Source organism: Oceanobacillus sp. B139/18 (genome assembly GCF_055524595.1).
In genome coordinates this window covers 86,740-107,249 of sequence record NZ_JBVFXI010000007.1, presented here as the reverse complement: position 1 = coordinate 107,249, position 20,510 = coordinate 86,740, and the positions used below count along the sequence as shown (strand labels likewise).

Here is a 20,510-nt window from a genome sequence, read left to right as displayed (position 1 = left end):
GGAATGGGAGGTAAATGAAATGGAAACTGTATTAGAAATTAAGTGCTTGAATAAGAAATATAAAGACCAATATGCTCTTAAAAACGTTTCTTTATCCATACAAAAAGGAGAAATCTACGGTTTAATTGGCAGAAATGGAGCGGGAAAAACAACCCTATTAAAATCCATTGTAAAGCTAATTGCTCCAACAAACGGAAAGATTACATTATTCGGTTCTTCATCTGAAAAAAGCTGGGTAAAAGCTTTAGGCAGAACCGGCAGTGTTATCGAAGTCCCTGTCGCCTATGAGTCGCTTTCCGGTTGGGAAAATCTTGCCTATTACTGCAAACTACGGGGAATTACTGACGAAAAAACGATTATCCAGGAAACGCTGAATATCGTTGGATTAGACCCAAAAGATAAAAAGAAATTCAAACATTATTCTTTAGGAATGAAACAGAAGCTTGGGATTGCGATCGCCATTTTATCCCGTCCTGATTTTCTTATACTAGATGAACCGATTAACGGGTTAGACCCCCTCTCGATTATTGAATTTCGACAGTTGTTAAAACGGCTGCAGCAGGAACAAGGAATGACCATTATTATTTCAAGTCATATCTTATCTGAACTTTATCATGTTGCTACCCGTTTTGGAATTATCCATCATGGTAAATTGGTGAAAGAAATCTCAAAAGAAGAATTTGAGACGCTGAGTCAAGAATATATTGTATTACAGACTTCACAGATGGAAAATGCCAGTCGTGTATTGCAAGAAACAAATCATTATCAGCTTAAGATTATTGCCAAAGATAAAATGCATATTTTCGATGACTCGCATCACATCAATCATATTATTGTTTTACTGGTGCAGGAGCAAATTCCTATCGATGGAATCTACTACCAAAAACAAGATTTAGAAAAATATTTTACAAGCCTAGTTCATGAAGAGATGGAGGAGATTACCTATGGTTAATGCGATACGTGCAGATCTTTACCGCTTATTCCATACAAAAGGATTTTATATTACCCAGTTTTTATTAATCCTGTTTGTAGTCATCAGCGTTACAGCAGAAGCCACAGGAAATGTTGGTGTAAATACTTCAGATGGGGCGACAGAGATGCAAAACCATTTGCAGGTTTATGATTGGGACAGCTATCAGACCTTCATTGCTTTTTCCAGCATGGCGAACTTCCTGGTTTATTTCTGTCTGCCTTTACTTGTTATGATTGCAGGCTATGATTTAGTACATAAAAGTTATAAAAACCAACTGACTTCCGGCGTCTCCCGTCTTCAATACTTCGGTTCTAAGTATTTGATTTTCATTGTAGTCACTTTCCTGCAATTTCTGTTTTATTACGCTTCTGCTTTTCTTACTGCTGCTGTTAAGAATGGATTTGGTACCGCTCCACAGGATTTCTGGATGAATGCTTTACAAACAATAGGAATCCAATTTATCGCTTTCCATGCCATTTTTATCATTGGCCTTTGCATTCTGATAATCACATTTTCCAACGTTGCGGGTATCCTTAGCGTCATCCTGCTTCCATTGATTATTAATATTTTAAGTGCTTTTTTCAATATTGGCTGGTTGAAATATGTTGACTTTCAATATGGGATAAATTACGCCTGGGTACGTGACTTGCCGGATTTTTCCTGGCTCGTTTTCCTATGCTTCAGTTTAGGTGTCATCATAGTTATGAGTTATATTGCTTATCAAGCTTTTCGTAATAAAAGCTTATAAAAAAGGAAAACAAATAAGGTTCTATTGCTTCTGACAGGCAATAGAACCTTATTTCTTTGATCCACCTTGCCCTCCCCTGCTTTTAGCTGTGTGGCCAATCTAACATCACCATAAATAAATCTTCTTTCTCTTGAATAATCAGATAGCCGCCTGTTAATTCAGTAAGCTCTCTTGCAATATACAAACCTAATCCAGAGGAGTCTTCTGTTTTAGACATGTTCTCTGAATAAAAACGCGTCGTCAGCTTTTCTAAATTTTTAATGGGATGCCGCTCCCGATTAATCGCTTCTAACTGGATTCTCTCTTGTGTTCCACTTACACGAACCTGTAAATATTCTCTCCCATGCTTTAACACATTTCCAAAAATATTTTGCATGATTCGCTTTAACAAATCGGCATCATTTGTAATGATATACGCTTGTTCTAAATCAATATCAACGTTAAAATTCTTTTCCTGAAGAGCATCATAGTATTGTAATAATTCCTGCTTCACAAGCTCTGTAAGATTCACTGACTGAAATATAGGTTCAATAGATTGCTCTAAAAGGTTTTGGTATTCTAGTAAAATATCTAAACGCCCAGACACTGTACGTATATTATCTTGGATTTTCTCGACGATTGACTTTTCGCTGGTGTCCTTCCTTAATAGCTGCTGCGTATAACCGTTGGCAACTGTCAACGGTGTACGAATGTCATGCGTAATATTGTGAAGAGCTAATTTTAACGTTTCTTGCTCTTGCCTGCTTGCTACTTTCGTCTCTCTCAGCTCTTCAAAAAGCAGGTTAAACACCTTTATTACTTTTTCTACTTCCGTATTCTGTATTCGACTTGTTAACAACAAATTGGTTTCAGATATTTTCTTCGCTTCTATATCCATCAATAATCTTTTTAAAGCGTGTTTCTGTCGAAAATAGAGAAACGCAAAAAGGAAGCATAAACCAGTAGATAATAAAATAACTAGGACTGTCATCTCTGATCACCTGCCAGACGCACTCCTAGCCCCCAGATTGTTTCAATATATTCTTCTTCTGAATCTAAAAGAGCAATCTTTTTTCGCAGATTACTCAGTTGCGCATTTAACGTATTATCCCCCGGCATATATTGCTCCTTCCAAACTCTTTCATATAACTGCTCTTTCGTAAAAATCTGACTGGGATGCTCTAATAGACAGGTTAAAATCTCCAATTCTTTTTTACCAAGCCGCACCCTTTTTCCATCGCGTGAAATTTCAAAATTAGAACTATCTACATAAATATTTTTAATAGATTGCGCTCCCCCGGTGACGGACTCCTGCCTGAATTGGCGTAACTGGACCATGACTCTAGCTAATAATTCCTCATCATCAAAAGGTTTTGTAATATAATCATTGGCGCCATTCAGTAAATATTCACTGACTAACTTTTTTTCCCCTAAAGCGGTCAGCATAATCACTGGTACTTCACTGACTTTACGAATCTCTGATAATACTTGGTCTCCATTCTTTCCCGGCAACATAATATCCAATAAAACTAAATCTGGAGATTCCTGCTGAAATAACAGCAATCCTTCTGTACCTGAATAAGCTCCTGCCACGGGATAATGCTCTGACAACAGGTTTACTATCATTTGATTGATTTCGTTATTGTCTTCTATTACTAAAATTTTCGCCATATGTTGATTACTCCTATTATTTTTTCTCTTATCTGTAAGTATAGCAAAAGAAAAAGGAATTCCATATCCTATTCCAGATACGAAATCCCTTTTGAAAAGATTTTATCGTGGTGCGTCGAAAATCTCCCGCTGGAGGAAGTTTCACTTTACGCCTCTTCCCTGATTTCTGCCGGCCGAACCCATCTCGAGATCAGACCATGCTTTGGCGAGAGCAGGAAGGTTATAAAAAAGATACAGCCTGTCATAAGCGCCATGGATCCGGAAATAGATGTATTCAGCCACGTAGCTACCCAATATCCTGCAACAGCGGAGATGATGCCAAATCCACCGCTTAAAAACAGCATCAAGATTAATTTATCTGTCCATAGGTAAGCTGCTGCTGCTGGAGTAATCAGCATGGCAACCACAAGGATGGCACCGACTGCATCAAAAGAAGCAACGGTGGTTACCGACACAAGTGTCATAAATAAGTAGTGAAAGAAAATCACTGGTATACCTATGCTTGCTGCCAGCGCCGGATCAAAAGAAGTAATTTTCCATTCCTTATAAAAGGCAATAATAAAGAAAATCACAACAATTAACACAAGTGCAAGAATAGCAGTGGCTTTAGGTACTGATCCGATCAATGGAATATCCATTGTTGTAAATGGAACAAATGTTATTTCCCCCATCAATGCGTGCTGTACGTCTAAGTGCACATTCCCAACAGAGGTAGAAATTAAAATAACACCAATGGCAAATAAGGTTGTAAATACAATTCCCAAGGAAGCGTCGTGCTGTACCTTCAAGTTATTAAGGGATTGCACAAGGAATGCAGTAAGAATTCCGGCAAAAATACCGCCTACTAGCATTGCGGTTCCAGATAACTGCTGTGTTACCATATAAGCTAATACAATCCCAAGCAGCACCGTATGGCTAATTGCATCTGCCATCATCGCCTGTTTCTTCAGGATGAGATATACACCGATTAAGCCGCAGGAAAGACCCACAAGAGATGCTGTTAAAATAATCCACATCGTATAAGTCATTGTGATCCTCCTTTTTCAGCTGCTAATGGATGCTTTTTTTGAGATGCCCGCTGCTGCATTTTAAATTGGATGAAATTAATAACTATCCCTTTTTCCTTTCCAAATAATAAGGAAAGGATAAAAACAGTGGAGGAAGTGAGGACGATAAAAGGTCCTGTCGGCAATCCGCTTCCTGTGGAGCTTACCCATGTACCAAACGCACCAGCTAAGCCTCCTATTGCAGAAGAAAGCAAAATCATCATTTTAAAGGAATGCGTCCAATATCTTGCACTCACAGCCGGGATAATCAGCATCGCAGCCATTAAAATAACACCAACCGCCTGGATACCAATAACAATGGTTGTTACCAGCACGATGGTATACAGCACGTTCATGCCGCGTATGGACATTCCGACACCTTTTGCAAAGTTAGCATCGAATAAGAATAATTTCCATTCCTTGAAAGCAAGGAATATAATCAAAATAACAATTGATGCCAGTGCAATCATTGTAATGACATCGGAACGAACCATTGCCGCTGCCTGCCCATAGATAAAGTTATTTAATCCGCTCTGGTTCCCGCCGGGAGAACGGTTGGCAATCGCCAAAAGCATAATACCGACACCGTAAAAGACGGATAACGTCATTCCCATGGCGGTATCTTCCGTAATTCTTGTCGCGCTCGAAAACCATTGAATAAAAAAGGCCCCTAAAAGCGCACTGAGTGCTGCACCAATAACAAGTAATAATAAATTTTTTTCCTGGATGATCAAGAAAGCTACTACAACACCGGGTAATGCTGCGTGGGACAAAGCGTCACTCATCATATTTTGTCTTTTCCAATAAGCTAAGCATCCGATTCCCCCTGCAGCGATACCCAAAATCATAGTACTTGCCATCACCCATAGCGTATTAATGTGAAGAAGATTGGATAACATATTGATCTCCCTTTCCAACCCATTGCATATCTCCACCATACGTTGTCGCTATATTATTCGTTGTGAACACTTCTTCTGTTTTCCCATGAGCATATACGGTTTTATTTAAAAATAAGACATGGTCAAAATATTCTGGGACGGTTTGCAGATCGTGATGGACAACCAACACGGTCTTGCCATTGCTCTTTAATTCTTTCAAAATAGTCATAATCGCTTTTTCCGTAGACGCATCTACTCCTGCCAAAGGTTCATCCATAAAGTATAGTTCCGCATCTTGAGCGAGTGCACGTGCTAAGAATACACGCTGCTGCTGCCCTCCTGATAACTGACTGATTTGACGATGTGCATAAGCTTCCATACCCATCTTCTTCAAGGCATTCATTGCTTTTTCTTTATCTTTTTTAGAAGGAATACGAAACCAGCCGATTTTTCCATATAGCCCCATGGTTACTACATCCAGAGCATCCGTTGGAAAATCCCAGTCAACCGAGCCGCGTTGAGGGACATAACCGATTTTCTTCTTTGCAGTTTTAAAAGGACTGCCCCAAAATCTGACATTTCCTGTCAGCTTGGGGTGAAGTCCTAACATGGTCTTGATTAATGTCGATTTACCGGCACCGTTAGGACCGACAATCGCTGTAATCGTTCCTTCTTTCACTTCAAAACTTACATCATTCAATACTTTATTTTTTTGGTAAGAAGCTGATAAATCATCTACGCATATTACAGATGATGTCATCTTACTCATCTCCTCCAGATAATGCTTCATAGATTGTATTTATATTATGCTTATACATTCCAATGTATGTGCCTTCGTCTGTTCCCTCTTCGCCCATTGCATCAGAATATAGTTCTCCGCCGATTTCTACTTCCATTCCATTATTGGAAGCTCCTTCAATAACTGCATTGATCGTGTCCTGATTCACGCTGCTTTCTACAAATATAGCTGGAACTTCATGTTCTTCAATAATAGAAATGGTATTATTCACATCAGAAACACCGGCTTCACTTTCTGTACTGATTCCCTGCAGACCAACTACTTCCATATCGTGTAACTGACCAAAATAATTAAATGCATCATGTGCCGTTACAAGCACGCGCTGCGCTTCAGGGATATCTTGTAATTTTGCTGCTTCTTCATCTAGTTCTTCTAGCTGTGCAAAATATTCCTGTTTTCCTTCTTCCAGTTCATCTGCATGCTCAGGAGCATACTCTTTTAATTCTTCTACTGCAACATCTAATGCGCCCTGCCACAGATTATAATCAAACCATATGTGTGGGTCTGGAGCTCCCGGCTCTTCTTCATCTTCTAAGAGAGCATCCTCAGGCAATGTTTCCCCAATTGCCAACACTGGTTTTTCGGAGCTGATTGATTCTAATGGTTCTTCCATATTCGCTTCTAAATGTAACCCAGAATAAAAGACGACATCTGCTTCTGATAACGTAGCTATATCCCCCTGTGTTGGGTCATATAAATGCGGATCCACAGAAGGCCCCATTAATGTCTCTACATTTACTAGGTCTCCGCCAATCTGGGATATCGGCTCCCCGATTTGCGCAATTGTTGTGACAATTTCAATTGGCTTGTCACCTGATGCGCCTCCGCTTCCGTTTTCTTCCTCACTGTCTGAGCCGCAAGCTGCTAAAACGAATACTCCCGTTAGTATAGCAAAGCCCAGTATTTTCTTCCAAGCTTTCTTCATCTTTCTTCCTCCCTCGTTTTTTGCATAAGGTAAACTTTATTATCTAATCCCTACTTTATGCATTGTATTTCGTTTTGTCAAGTAAATTTTAGCTAGTCTACTATTTTTCCCTAAGGAAACATTTAACACATTAAATTCCATTAAACGTTTACATAGTTAATTTGAAAGACCTTTTCAGAATAATTAAGCTATCTAAATACATATTTTCTTCATGTGAAAAATTTTTTAACTTGTATTCGTTCATCCATATATGCAAACAGTAAATCGTATTTACAGTCTCTGCAATTACATTTTGAGCAGGATACGTAAATATTGAGGCTTAGCTTATTAGGCTAAAGCTAACTTTCCTAAGCATCAGAAATTTTATTTACCATATATTCCCAGCATATAAAATAAAACAGTTTTATTTTTTGTCAAAATGACTTCTTTCATTCCATCTACACCTAGCTTGTTTACGACGATTAAGAAAAACCAAGAATACCGCTTGATCTTTAAAACACGAGTATTCTTGCCAAAGAGATGTCCACTGCGACGGGTTTCGATGGGACGAGTAATCGCAATCCCAGTCCCAGTGTGAAGACCCCGCAGAAAAAAGCGGACTTCTTTTTTTCTACCCGCGGGGCATGAGTGCGACTATGCTTCTGTCTGCGCCTGTCGGCTTGCCAATCAGGAAGTCTTCTTTAAAGGAGATGGGCTCGAGGCCCACGGAAAGCGGAGTGTATTTCTGGAGCCTAAGATTACTCACCCCATGAAATCCGTTGGAGCGGCTATCCTCAACATTTTATACTTTCTTACTTTTTAACAAAAAAACAGCCGATATACTGCTTATTTGCAGTATATCGGCTGTTTCCTATTTTTCCAGATATTCCAGAATACGATTTAAATCATCGTCATTGTAAAATTCAATTTCAATTTTACCTTTTTTCTTTCCTTTATGAATATGAACGGCTGTGCCAAGCGTATCACGAAGCACCGTTTCTCTTTCCTGGATAAATACATCCTTTTTCGGCTTCTTCTTCTGTTGTTTCACTTGTTTTTCGTTCATAGCGATAATAAGCTTCTCTGCCTGCCGCACATTTAACTTCTCATTGCGTATTTTATTGGCTACAGCAAGCATCACTTCCTGTTCTTTTAACCCAAGTAATGCCCGTCCGTGTCCCATGGATAACTCACCATTATTAATATGAGCAATTACTTCCTCGGGCAAGGATAATAAACGAATCATATTCGCAATATGGGAACGGCTCTTCCCTAATCTTTCAGCCAGGACGTGCTGCGTAATATTCAGCCTGTCTACTAAATTAGCGTAGGCTTGTGCTTCTTCAATTGGAGTCAGGTTCTCACGTTGCAAGTTTTCTAGTAACGCAATTTCCATCATGCGTTCATCTGTCAATTCACGGACAATAGCAGGAATTGTCTCTAATCCAGCTTCTTTTGCTGCCCGGCATCTTCTTTCCCCGACAACAATTTCAAAACCTTTAAGGCTTTTCCGTACAATAATCGGCTGAATAACACCGTACTCTTTAATCGAGTCTTTTAGCTCTTCAATAGAATCTGCCTGAAAGCTCTTCCTTGGCTGATAAGGATTGGGACGACAATGAGATAATTCAATTTCCTGCACATTATCTTTACTGTCTTTTTCAGCTTCTGGAAACAACGCGTTAATTCCTTTACCTAACCCTCTCTGCATTTGTCATCACTTCCTTCGCTAAATCAAGATATACCTCTGCACCACGAGATTTGGAATCATAAGAAATAATCGGCTGGCCATGACTCGGTGCTTCCCCTAAACGAACATTTCTTGGAATAATGGTTTCAAATACTTTATCTTGGAAATACTTCTTCACTTCTTCAATCACTTGAAGACCGAGATTAGTACGTGCATCCAGCATCGTTAAAAGAACCCCTTCTATCATTAATTCTGTATTCAAATGCTTTTGCACTAATCGTATTGTATTTAATAACTGGCTCAAGCCTTCCAATGCATAATACTCACATTGTACTGGAATCATAACAGTATCGGATGCGGTTAATGCATTAATTGTCAGTAATCCCAATGATGGCGGACAATCAATAATAATATAATCATACTGGTCTTTTATCTCGCTTAATGCCGTTTTCAGTCGAATTTCTCTTGAAATAATGGGAACAAGTTCAATTTCTGATCCTGCCAGTTGAATCGTTGCAGGAATAATATCTAAGTTCTCTAAATTCGAGGGAACAATGACATCTGCTGCTGGTGTATCTTCTACTAATACATTGTAGATACATTGACTGACATCTGCTTTATTCACGCCTACCCCGCTTGTTGCATTTCCTTGGGGGTCTGTGTCCACGAGTAATACCTTATTCCCCAATGAAGCTAAGCAAGCACTGACATTCACAGATGAGGTTGTCTTTCCAACGCCTCCTTTTTGATTTGCGATGGATATAATTTTTCCCATGTTGACACCTACCTTAGTTGGAGGTTGTTCAAATTTTTCCTGATAAAATGAAATTTCATTCTTTTCATCAAAAAAAATTGAGCAATCACTTCTCTATTCACTATCATAGCATTTATTTTAAATTTACGATGCTTTCTAGCATTTTTTAATTTAATTTTAATATAGAACAATCCAAAATACTACCCGAGCAAATGTATCATGTATGTTCAAAACAAAATACCCATCTAATCTTAAGATGGGCAAAGAAAAGCCGGTATGCTAATTCATTCTGCTGCTATTTTTGCTTAGGTATTTTAATGGTTATCTGATAATAATCATCGAGTTCTTGTTCATCTGATTCCACATCAACACCCGTATCTGACACCATATTAAGGGACTGTCGGATTGTATTCATTGCAATCCGGACATCTTTATTAATACCTTTGAATTTTGGTTTTGGCTTCTTTTTTTCCTCTTTTGGCTCATTGATTTTAGAGATTCGCTCTTCTGTTTGCTTCACATTTAATTCTTTCTCAAGAATTTCTTTTAACAGGAGAAGCTGCTGTTCCTCGTCCTTTAACTTAATTAAAGCACGTGCATGTCTTTCTGTAATTAATTTTTCCAATAAAGCATCCTGCACTTCTTTCGGAAGCTTTAATAATCGCAGTTTATTAGCGATTGTAGACTGGTTTTTACCAAGACGCTGCGCTAATGCTTCCTGCGTCAAATCATGCAGCTCAAGCAATTTATTATATGCTATGGCTTCTTCTATTACTGTCAGTTCTTCCCGTTGCAGATTTTCAATAAGTGCAACAGAAGCTGTTTCCGTATCACTCATTTCACGAATAATTGCGGATACTTGTTTCCAGCCTAAATGCTGAACTGCTCTCCATCTTCTTTCCCCTGCAATTAACTCAAAGGAATCTTCATCTAGTTTACGAACGACAATTGGCTGAATCATTCCATGTGTGTGTATGGTTTGTGCTAATTCTTTTATTTTTTCTTCTTGAAAAATCGTTCGTGGCTGGTAGCGATTGGCCTGAATTTTATCGATATCGATTTGAATCACTTCATCTGAAGAATAGGAAACCTTCTCCGTATCAATTGGATCCTTATCGCTTTTTCCAAATATCCGATTAAAAGGACTCACCACTTGCTGACACCACCTTCTAAAATTAACAAACTATTCATTATCAAATCTATTAAAAATAAAAGCCCGAAGCTGTACGAGCTTTCACAGAACGGGACTTAGATTAGCTCGGAGCTGTAATCACCTGCCCCATCGAAGAGATTTCGTGATTACGCGTCCCACCGAAAACATTTAAGTTAACTTCAACATCTCTTGTCACGCTTAAACGGACAATTTTTAGCAGAAGTTTCTTTTTCATATGTTAACATTCCTAATTTACTTCTTAATTAAAAGATAATGTTTCACGTGAAACATTATTAAACTTTCCAAATTACTTCGTGAATTCATCTACTATTATATAGATGGTTTATTCACCTGTACAACATTCATATAATAGCATCTATCCTTTTATAAATACAACAACGAACAGTCCATATGTACAGTTTCTATTTTACCATACCTACCGCTGAAAAAATATAAAATGAATTTAAATAATCGAAAGCGCATCTTTTTGTCAGTTTGTGAATCTTTTTTTAGATTAAAAAGCAGCTATTCAATTGGTTCTTTATTTGGTACTCCTGCTTTTCTAGGATATTTTTTTGGTGTCTTTCGTTTCTTTGCGATTTTAACAATAGAACGTTCTCCTGCATCAGGGGAAAGTGTGAACGTATCAATCGATTCTACTTCTCCCCCAAGCAATTCAATCGCTGCTTTTCCTGTTTCCAGCTCTTCTTTTGCTTGTGATCCTTTCATCGCAACAAAATAGCCGCCTTTTTTCACAAATGGAAGACATAATTCACTCAACACCGACATTCTGGCTACTGCTCTGGCCGTTACTAAATCATATTGTTCGCGGAATGTATCGTTTTTCCCTGCATTTTCAGCACGGTCATGATAAAAAGCAACGTCAGTCAATCCCAGTGTATTGGCTAAATGGTTTAAAAATGTAATTCGTTTTTTCAATGAATCAATAATAGTTACCTTTAAGTGTGGAAAGCATATTTTCAGTGGAATACTTGGAAAGCCCGCACCTGCGCCAATATCACAAATAGACAGCTCCTGCGTCATATCTGTATGAAAAGCGGCCGTAATACAGTCATAGAAATGCTTTTCATATACTTCTTCTTCCTCTGTAATTGCTGTTAAATTTATTTTTTCATTCCATTCGACAAGCTCTTGAAAATAAAGATGAAATGCTTGTTGTTGTGATTCATTTAATGTTATTCCTTTTTCTTCCAACGCTTGGACAAATTGTTCTGGTTTCATTATAGTCTCCTTTTCCTTCATTTGTATTTGATCATCTGTTCGTTAAAAATAAATTCGATATCAAGCATCCTTTATCTTTTTATATAAGTTGAAATACAAATTTCAACTTATATCAATTACGCGAGAGTTTTATGTATTCTTTTTTATTCATACAGGGAGAACTCCCCTCCCCTGCTGCATCAATATTATCGATACATCAAAATAGAAAGCGCTGTATAATATTTAGAAAAATAGCGACGTATGGATAACGCCGCTATTTTCTTATTTTAATTTGCAATTCGGGCAATATTTCCTTGTTCAATATAAACGAGCAAAATAGAGATATCTGCCGGGTTTACTCCGGAAATTCTGGATGCTTGACCAACAGAAAGCGGGCGTACCTTTTTCAATTTTTCAATTGCTTCTGTGGCAATGCCATTGATTGCATTATAGTCGATATCTGCTGGTATTTTCTTATCTTCCATTTTCAGCATTCTTGCTACTTGCTCTTTTGCTTTTTTAATATAGCCTTCATATTTAATTTGAATCGCTACCTGTTCTTTTACATCATTACTGATATTCTCGTCAATTTCAATCATTTGCTCGACATATTCATACGTTAATTCGGGACGTTTTAATAAATCATATGCTTTAACTGCTTCTTTCATCGGTGCAGCACCAGCCGATTTCATCACGTTTTGTATTTCTTCCGTTGGTTTGACCACGATTTTATTTAGACGTTTCTTTTCTGCTTCCACCTGCTCTTTCTTCGCTGTGAAAGCAGCGTATCTTTCTTCAGAAATTAACCCATAGTCGTAGCCAATATCGGTAAGACGTAAATCTGCATTATCATGACGAAGCAATAAGCGGTATTCTGCACGTGATGTCAGTAAGCGATAAGGCTCATTTGTTCCTTTCGTTACGAGATCATCAATCATTACGCCGATATATGCTTGGGAACGATCTAAGATAATCGGTTCTTTACCAGTTACTTTTGCTGCTGCGTTCATGCCGGCCATTAAGCCTTGACCAGCTGCTTCTTCATAACCTGAAGTTCCGTTAATTTGACCGGCAGTGAATAATCCAGGCAAACGTTTGGTTTCCAATGTCGGCCACAGCTGTGTCGGAACTACCGCATCATATTCAATCGCATAGCCGGCACGCATAATTTCTGCATTTTCCAGACCTGGAACAGATTTTACCATTTCATGCTGCACAGACTCCGGCAAAGAAGTTGATAGCCCTTGTACATAAACCTCTTCTGTATTTCTTCCTTCTGGTTCTAAGAAAATTTGATGTCGGGGCTTATCATTAAAACGAACGATTTTATCCTCAATTGACGGACAATATCTTGGCCCGGTTCCCCGCTTCATACCAGAATACATGGCTGATAACGTCAAATTTTCATTAATTACTTCATGTGTGAATTCATTCGTATACGTTAACCAGCAAGGAATTTGATCTTCAATCACTTCCGTTGTTTCATAAGAGAAGCTTTTCGGATTCTCGTCTCCAGGCTGAATTTCTGTTTGTGAATAATCAATTGTATGGCTGTTTACACGTGGAGGCGTGCCTGTTTTAAAACGTGTTAAGTTAAAACCTAATTCCTCCAGGTTTTCTGATAACTTAATGGATACACGCTGATTATTTGGGCCACTTTCATATTCTAAATCGCCCATCAGCACTTTCCCGCGCATAAATGTTCCGGTAGTCACAATAACCGATTCAGCATAATAAGCTGCTTTTGTTTCTGTAATAACTCCCTTACAAATGCCGTCCTCTACGATAAGCGAGTTTACCATCCCTTGGCGGACCGTTAAGTTCTCTTCATTTTCAACCAGATTCTTCACTTCCTGCATATATACTGGTTTATCAGCCTGTGCACGTAATGCTTGTACAGCCGGCCCCTTTCCAGTATTCAGCATCCGCATTTGGATATAGCTTTTATCAATGATTTTCCCCATAATTCCGCCAAGTGCATCAATCTCCCGTACGACAATACCTTTGGCAGGACCGCCAATAGATGGGTTACAAGGCATAAATGCAATCATATCTAAGTTCAATGTCAGCATTAATGTTTTTGCCCCCATACGGGCAGAAGCATGCGCTGCTTCTATTCCAGCATGACCGGCTCCAACAACAATGACATCATAATTTCCTGCGTTGTAAGTCATTTTTTTCTTCCTTTCCTTTATATAAACATATCCGTTATTTTCCTAAGCAGAACTGAGAGAATAACTGATCAATCAAGCTGTCACTTGCTGTATCGCCAATAATTTCTCCCATAAACTCCCATGAACGTGTTACATCAATTTGCACAATATCCATCGGCATGCCAAGCTCAATTGCCTCGCGAGCATCATCCAAAGCCTGTTTTGCCTGTTTTAACAGCTGAATATGACGTACATTGGATACATACGTTAAATCGCCTGTATCTACTTCACCAGAGAAGAAGGTATTGGCAATTGCCTGCTCCAGCTGATCAACACCCTGCTCTTCAATTAAGGAAGTTGTCACGACAGGCTTGCCTTCTGCAAATTTCCGTACTTCTTCTAAATCTAACTTCTGCTCTAAGTCTGTCTTGTTGATGATGACAATATACTCTAAACCTTGCACAGCTTCAAATAATTTTTTATCTTCCTCACTCAAAGCTTCATTATAATTTAATACAAATAAAATTAAATCGGATTCCTTCAATACCTGTCTGGAACGATCCACGCCAATACGCTCTACAATATCCTCTGTTTCCCGGATTCCTGCTGTATCTACTAAACGTAAAGGAACCCCGCGGACATTCACATATTCTTCAATGATATCACGCGTTGTCCCTGGAACTTCTGTAACAATAGCTTTATTTTCCTGCACCAGGGTATTCATTAAGGAAGACTTTCCGACATTTGGACGTCCAATAATGGCCGTTGCTAAGCCTTCGCGCAAAATTTTCCCTTGCGCTGCAACTTCCAGAAGCTTCTCTATTTCTTCTCCCACCTCTTTGGTCTTTTCCTCCATCAAGGTGTGCGACATTTCCTCAACATCATCATACTCTGGATAATCGATGTTTACCTCTACATGGGCAACGGTCTCCAGTAATTCTTGTCTCAACGTCTGAATAAGCTTCGACAGACGTCCATCCATTTGTTTTAATGCCACATTCATTGCTTTATCTGTCTTTGCACGGATCAAATCCATTACTGCTTCCGCTTGTGATAAATCAATGCGGCCATTTAAAAAGGCACGTTTAGTGAACTCGCCCGGCTCGGCCAGACGTGCTCCTTTTGCGAGCATAATCTCTAACACACGATTCACGGAAACCAATCCGCCATGACAGTTGATTTCAACAATATCTTCACGGGTGAAGGTTTTCGGAGCACGCATCACGGAAACCATAACCTCTTCTGCTAATTCCTTTGTTTCCGGGTCAATCACTTTCCCATAATGAATTGTATGGGAATCTGCCTCTTTCAGGCTCTTTCCTTCAAACACATCCGAGGCTAACGGAATTGCTTCCGGTCCGCTTAGACGCACAATTGCAATCGCCCCCTCACCTACTGGAGTGGATATCGCTGCTATTGTATCTGTATCCATACTTATTCACCTGCCTTCCTTTCATTCTATATCTATAAATTAATTCGTTAATTTTTATTATCACTAACAATCAAGAATAACATAGTTTTAGAAAAAAGGAAACTTATCCACAAAAATAGTTTTGTTTATTTTCGACCTAGTGTTATCCACATGTGCATAACACTATTTAATCATTCTCTTCCTGCCAGGATAGCAAGATATATATACTTATTATTAGGTGCGAAAGTTGATTAAAATACAAATGAAAAGCCAGAAAGATTTTAATCTCCCTGGCTTTCCTTTTATCTATGGTTTTATAACAATATGACGATGTGGCTCGACGCCGTCAGAATAAGTAGAAACCTGCTTATCCTGCAGGACGCTATGGATAATTTTACGTTCAAATGCCGGCATCGGCTCCAGTACTACTTTTTTCTTCGTTTTCTGTGCTTTATCTCCCATTTTTAACGCGAGTGATTCCAGTGTTTCTTTTCTTCTCGCGCGGTAACCTTCTGCATCTAAGGTTACCGTATAGTACGTATCATTCTGTTTATTAATGACTAAATGAACTAAATATTGCAGCGCATTTAAAGTCTGGCCCCGTTTTCCGATAAGCTTCGCAATATTTTCATGATGCATCGTATACGTTACATGGTTTCCCTTTATTTCGGTATCTACTTTTACTGAGAGATTCATGTTGCTAGTAACTTCTTTGATAAATTGAGCAGTTTCTTCAACTGGATCCTTTGCGACCGTTACTTTTACATAAGCACGCTTGGACCCAAATATGCCAAACATTCCTCTTTTGCCTTCATCAATGACCTCAACATCTACTTGATTCTCTTCCACTCCCAATTGCTCCAGAGCTGATTGAATCGCTTCTTCAACGGTTTGACCACTTGCAGTTACTTCTCTCAATCGCTTCCCCTCCATTAATCACAGCATGAGTATCCGTAATTTCCCTTACTTGGCAAAAAATGATATATACTTTTGTGAGGGAAAACGGCTGCTATATCTTCTGATTAAGTACTGTAGCTAGGACTTTTGATGAATTCACATATATTTTTAAAAATGCAAAATATTTAACTATTTTTCTTATAAATAATGGGGGAATTTCTTCCCCCATTATTAAAAATTATTTTTTTGACATCATCGGCTTATTAATAAGAAGTGTCTGGAATACCATAAATATGTTACCTGTTACCCAGTACAACGCCAATGCTGCCGGGAAGAAGAATGCCATAACACCAATCATGATCGGCATGACATAAAGCATAATCTGCAGCTGTAAACGCATTTGCGGATTACTGTTTGCTGCGGAGTTCGTAGACATCATTAATTTCTGCTGTAAGAACGTAAACAGCGCTGTCAGAATCGGTAAAACAAAATCTGGTGTTCCAAGCTGGAACCAGAGGAAATCATGTGTAGCAATTTCTGTCGTACGTCTGATTGCATGATACATTGCAATAAATATTGGCATCTGTACAAGAATCGGTAAACAACCTGCTAATGGATTGACCCCATTCTTTTGGAATAATTGCATCGTTTCCTGCTGTAATTTCTGCTGTGTATTCGCATCCTTAGACGCATACTTTTTCTGAAGTTCCTGTAATTGCGGCTGCACTTCCTGCATTGCCCTCGTGCTTTTGATCTGTTTTACATTTAATGGTACTAAGAGTAAACGGATAACTACTGTTACCAGGATAATTGCCAGTCCATAGTTTTCATTTAAAAATTCTGCAATCATTGTTATAAACCATGATAATGGGTAAACAAAGATTGTATTCCATATTCCTTCACTTTCAGGTGTAATCGGTTCATCGATTTGGGTACACCCAGCTAAAAAAACCGCTAACACGAGAAATGTGACTAATATCCCGTATTTTCTACGCAAAACATTTCCTCCTTAATATTACCAACGCTTATAATTGCTATTTTAGCTTATTTACATTGCGAATTCTATCCTAAACTTGTTCTTACTTGGAATGTTTAAATAATTTTTCTTTATATAGTAAATGCGAGAGACTTTTTTTCATCATCTCGTAACTCATTGTTTTCGTTGGGTTTCTGGCAATGATTACAATATCATAACAAGGTTTAATATCTTGCTCTAACTCTTGAAAAGACGCTCGCAACAACCTTTTAATCCGATTCCTGACAACGGCATTTCCTATTTTTTTCCCTACAGACAGACCTATCCGAAAATGATCCTGATTATCTTTCTTTTTATAATAAATAACCAGCTGCCTATTTGCGAAAGAATTCCCATGTTTAAATGTTGCCTGAAATTCTTCATTTTTTTTAATCCGAAATTGTTTTTTCACCGTCATCACCTTTTAATTTAACCCGCATACATCTTTTTCTATTCATCTTGTTTCAGCAAACTTGTCCATTTTTATCAGCATAAAATATGTACTCCTTATGTGAATAAGCATATCCTCTAAAATACAGAAAAAAAACCACTGATAGTTGTCAGTGGCTTATGCAGATAAAACTTTACGTCCTTTGCGACGACGACGAGCCAAGATATGACGACCATTTTTTGTGCTCATACGCGTGCGAAAGCCGTGAACTTTTTTACGTTTGCGGTTATTTGGTTGAAACGTTCTTTTCATGAGTGTGCACCTCCTTGGAATCTCCAAGTTCATATTTAAACTAAAATAGCTTATAACTTATCCTTTAGACAGTCCTTGATATTATACGAAAAAATGATTGATTTTGTCAACCGGGTATTTAATAAAATTCCAACGACCTTTATTCCTCACACATTTTTTCGGTCGATATTTTAACTGCTATATATAGTTGAAATAAAATTTTATCATTTTGCGTTCGCTGCGACAGCTGTCGTGTAAAGATTAATCATATTCTCTGCCACACATTTTCATTATTACCATGCTGATATATTCCTTTCCATATAACATCCCCTTTATTCCTTCTAAATTTTACTTCTTCCACTAATCACCTTGCTTTAACATCGATGCAGCTTAATCATTGATTTTGGTATCCCTCCAAAAATAGTACAGAAATTAATACAGCCCGCACAGAATTTCTATTTTAGAAATCACTCTTATTATCCACATCTTATATCGGATATATTTCCTTTCTTTTTTTCTATCCACACAAAAAATAAACAGGATAATCACAAAATACAGTGTTGTTTATAAGCAAAACACACAACAGATAGAATATGTGGATAACTATTTAAAAGCCATTGATTTATTCAGTTTTATTTGGTATTATATTTATGTTTTAGTTTGTGGAAATCATTTCGCAGATAAATCTTATTCACAGATTGTGGATAAGATGTGGATATTCTTTCCACTGATTTTTGATAAAGTTTTCTACAAAGTTGTGGATAGCGTTTATATATGTCATATTTTATTTAGAATTAGCTTTAATAGTATAATGTAAATACCTTTTATATTCGTATTTAATCGTATATATGATTTCTTTTTTATTTATCCACAGCGCTTTTTTTATTTTAATACGTCTGCCTTTCCATCTAATACATGAAATAGATTGAGAGAGGCTTTTTTCTTCTGAATAGAAGTTATGAATTTCTATGATGAATATTAATGGAATGCGCTGGTTGATTCTTTTTTATTGCTGTCAGCTATTAAGCCTATTTCCTAACTCAGGTCGAAAGGAGTGAAAGTAACTTTGGAAAATATTGAAGAACTTTGGGATGCCACATTGGACATTATTAAAGAGAAATTAAGTAAGCCGAGCTTTGACACCTGGCTGAAGAATACAAAAGCCCTTCACTTAGAAAAAAATACATTGGTTATCTCTGCTCCAAATGAATTTACAAAGGACTGGCTGGAGACACAGTATACAGATTTAATTACGCAAACATTGGAAAAAACTACTGGGACAAGTCTGAATGCAAAATTTATTATTCCTGATTCTGTGGAAGAGCCATCCGATCAAAAACCCATGCCAAAACCGAATATCGATGCAAAAACAACGGATTCCCCCAAGTCAATGCTTAATGATAAATATACATTTGATACATTTGTTATCGGCGCCGGAAATCGCTTTGCACACGCAGCATCGCTAGCTGTAGCGGAAGCTCCTGCTAAAGCGTACAATCCCTTATTTATCTACGGCGGCGTCGGTTTAGGGAAAACACATTTAATGCATGCAATTGGTCATTATGTAAGAGAACATAATAAAGATGCGAAAGTGGTTTACCTGACTTCTGAAAAATTTACGAATGAATTTATCAATGCCATTATGGATAATAAATCGAATCATTTCCGTAATAAATATCGCAATATTGATGTCCTTCTTATTGATGATATTCAATTTATTGCTGGAAAAGAATCCACACAGGAAGAATTTTTCCATACATTTAATGCGCTGCATGAAGAAAGCAAGCAAATTATTATTTCCAGTGACCGGCCGCCAAAAGAAATTCCTACATTAGAGGATCGTTTGCGTTCACGCTTTGAATGGGGTCTGATTACCGATATCACACCTCCTGACTTAGAAACAAGAATTGCCATTTTAAATAAAAAGGCAAAAGCAGAAGGTTTAGATATTCCGAATGAGGTTATGCTCTATATTGCTAATCAAATCAATACAAACATCCGGGAGCTGGAGGGCGCGCTGATACGTGTTGTTGCCTATTCTTCTTTAGTCAATCAAGACATTGACGCATCGTTGGCAGCAAATGCATTAAAGGATATCATTCCAAGTAATAAACCAAAAGAAATTACCATTCCTGCGATTCAAGAGGTTGTCGCAGACCGGTATCATATCCGTCTGGAAGATTTTCCTGCTAAAAAACGTACCAAATCGATTGCCTTTCCAAGACAGATTGCAATGTATTTGTCACGGGAGCTTACGGACTCATCCCTGCCTAAAATTGGCCAGGAATTTGGCGGAAGAGATCATACGACCGTCATTCACGCCCATGAAAAAATTTCGAAGCTGCTTGAAACAGATACAGAGCTCGATCGGGATATTGAAGAATTAAAAGAAAAACTTAAATCCTTATAAGACATGTTCAAAAAATGCGTTTTTATTGGAGTTTTTGAGCATCCACCTATAGAGAAAACACAACAAAGGCAAACCTAAATAGAAACAGGATTGCCTTTGTTGTCCTCCTGCTTTTTAATTATGCAG

19 protein-coding genes are annotated in these 20,510 nt (G+C 38.0%); 3 read left to right on the top strand and 16 right to left on the bottom strand.

Features of this window, described 5'->3' with window-relative positions; all coding sequences use genetic code 11:
- The first annotated feature begins 19 nt into the window (after nt 1–19).
- A complete protein-coding gene (locus tag ACZSMY_RS18570; RefSeq protein ID WP_465148133.1) occupies nt 20–952 on the top strand; it encodes an ABC transporter ATP-binding protein in 933 nt (310 codons plus the stop codon).
- On the top strand, nt 945–1,721 hold the full coding sequence (locus ACZSMY_RS18565) for a hypothetical protein (RefSeq protein WP_256705443.1): 777 nt from the start codon (nt 945–947) through the stop codon (nt 1,719–1,721). Before ACZSMY_RS18570 ends, ACZSMY_RS18565 begins: the two co-directional genes overlap by 8 nt.
- A gap of 82 nt (nt 1,722–1,803) precedes the next feature.
- On the opposite strand, the gene ACZSMY_RS18560 is transcribed toward ACZSMY_RS18565, so the two are convergent.
- The 16 genes from ACZSMY_RS18560 to rpmH all read right to left on the bottom strand — a co-directional run bounded on the left by ACZSMY_RS18560 (nt 1,804) and on the right by rpmH (nt 17,995).
- Entirely contained in the window at nt 1,804–2,691 is an 888-nt protein-coding gene (locus ACZSMY_RS18560) for a sensor histidine kinase (protein WP_256705444.1), read from the bottom strand.
- Complete coding sequence (locus ACZSMY_RS18555) at nt 2,688–3,371, bottom strand: response regulator transcription factor (RefSeq protein ID WP_465148132.1); 684 nt, start codon at nt 3,369–3,371, stop codon at nt 2,688–2,690. The genes ACZSMY_RS18560 and ACZSMY_RS18555 overlap by 4 nt, the downstream gene beginning before the upstream one ends.
- Before the next feature lie 146 nt (nt 3,372–3,517).
- Nucleotides 3,518–4,399 (bottom strand): metal ABC transporter permease, encoded by an 882-nt coding sequence (locus ACZSMY_RS18550; RefSeq protein WP_256705446.1) that lies wholly within the window; start codon nt 4,397–4,399, stop codon nt 3,518–3,520.
- A complete protein-coding gene (locus ACZSMY_RS18545; RefSeq protein ID WP_465148131.1) occupies nt 4,396–5,316 on the bottom strand; it encodes a metal ABC transporter permease in 921 nt (306 codons plus the stop codon). Before ACZSMY_RS18545 ends, ACZSMY_RS18550 begins: the two co-directional genes overlap by 4 nt.
- Nucleotides 5,291–6,055 carry a metal ABC transporter ATP-binding protein gene (locus ACZSMY_RS18540; protein ID WP_256705448.1) on the bottom strand — a complete coding sequence of 255 codons (765 nt, stop codon included), beginning with the start codon at nt 6,053–6,055 and terminating at the stop codon, nt 5,291–5,293. Before ACZSMY_RS18540 ends, ACZSMY_RS18545 begins: the two co-directional genes overlap by 26 nt.
- Nucleotide 6,056: 1 nt before the next feature.
- Nucleotides 6,057–7,019, bottom strand: coding sequence for a metal ABC transporter solute-binding protein, Zn/Mn family (locus tag ACZSMY_RS18535; RefSeq protein ID WP_465148130.1), 963 nt, complete (start codon nt 7,017–7,019; stop codon nt 6,057–6,059).
- An 850-nt stretch (nt 7,020–7,869) separates the two neighbouring features.
- Entirely contained in the window at nt 7,870–8,709 is an 840-nt protein-coding gene (locus tag ACZSMY_RS18530) for a ParB/RepB/Spo0J family partition protein (protein WP_465148129.1), read from the bottom strand.
- Nucleotides 8,690–9,463: a ParA family protein gene (locus ACZSMY_RS18525; protein WP_042528667.1), complete on the bottom strand. Its 774-nt coding sequence runs from the start codon at nt 9,461–9,463 to the stop codon at nt 8,690–8,692. The genes ACZSMY_RS18530 and ACZSMY_RS18525 overlap by 20 nt, the downstream gene beginning before the upstream one ends.
- A 274-nt stretch (nt 9,464–9,737) precedes the next feature.
- Entirely contained in the window at nt 9,738–10,595 is an 858-nt protein-coding gene (gene noc / locus ACZSMY_RS18520; RefSeq protein ID WP_042528665.1) for a nucleoid occlusion protein, read from the bottom strand.
- 525 nt (nt 10,596–11,120) lie between these two features.
- On the bottom strand, nt 11,121–11,837 hold the full coding sequence (gene rsmG, locus ACZSMY_RS18515; protein ID WP_042528663.1) for a 16S rRNA (guanine(527)-N(7))-methyltransferase RsmG: 717 nt from the start codon (nt 11,835–11,837) through the stop codon (nt 11,121–11,123).
- 266 nt (nt 11,838–12,103) lie between these two features.
- Nucleotides 12,104–13,990, bottom strand: coding sequence for a tRNA uridine-5-carboxymethylaminomethyl(34) synthesis enzyme MnmG (gene mnmG / locus ACZSMY_RS18510; RefSeq protein ID WP_368901755.1), 1,887 nt, complete (start codon nt 13,988–13,990; stop codon nt 12,104–12,106).
- 34 nt (nt 13,991–14,024) lie between these two features.
- Complete coding sequence (gene mnmE / locus ACZSMY_RS18505) at nt 14,025–15,401, bottom strand: tRNA uridine-5-carboxymethylaminomethyl(34) synthesis GTPase MnmE (protein ID WP_042528659.1); 1,377 nt, start codon at nt 15,399–15,401, stop codon at nt 14,025–14,027.
- Between the two features lie 285 nt (nt 15,402–15,686).
- Entirely contained in the window at nt 15,687–16,298 is a 612-nt protein-coding gene (gene jag, locus ACZSMY_RS18500) for an RNA-binding cell elongation regulator Jag/EloR (RefSeq protein WP_042528657.1), read from the bottom strand.
- A 217-nt stretch (nt 16,299–16,515) separates the two neighbouring features.
- Nucleotides 16,516–17,274 (bottom strand): membrane protein insertase YidC, encoded by a 759-nt coding sequence (gene yidC / locus ACZSMY_RS18495; RefSeq protein WP_042528655.1) that lies wholly within the window; start codon nt 17,272–17,274, stop codon nt 16,516–16,518.
- A gap of 82 nt (nt 17,275–17,356) precedes the next feature.
- Nucleotides 17,357–17,704 carry a ribonuclease P protein component gene (gene rnpA, locus ACZSMY_RS18490; RefSeq protein WP_042528654.1) on the bottom strand — a complete coding sequence of 116 codons (348 nt, stop codon included), beginning with the start codon at nt 17,702–17,704 and terminating at the stop codon, nt 17,357–17,359.
- Nucleotides 17,705–17,860: 156 nt separating this feature from the next.
- Nucleotides 17,861–17,995: a 50S ribosomal protein L34 gene (gene rpmH, locus ACZSMY_RS18485; protein ID WP_042528652.1), complete on the bottom strand. Its 135-nt coding sequence runs from the start codon at nt 17,993–17,995 to the stop codon at nt 17,861–17,863.
- A 1,045-nt stretch (nt 17,996–19,040) separates the two neighbouring features.
- Between rpmH and dnaA the strand changes: the two genes are divergently transcribed.
- Entirely contained in the window at nt 19,041–20,384 is a 1,344-nt protein-coding gene (gene dnaA / locus ACZSMY_RS18480) for a chromosomal replication initiator protein DnaA (RefSeq protein ID WP_042528650.1), read from the top strand.
- The last annotated feature ends 126 nt before the right edge of the window (nt 20,385–20,510 follow it).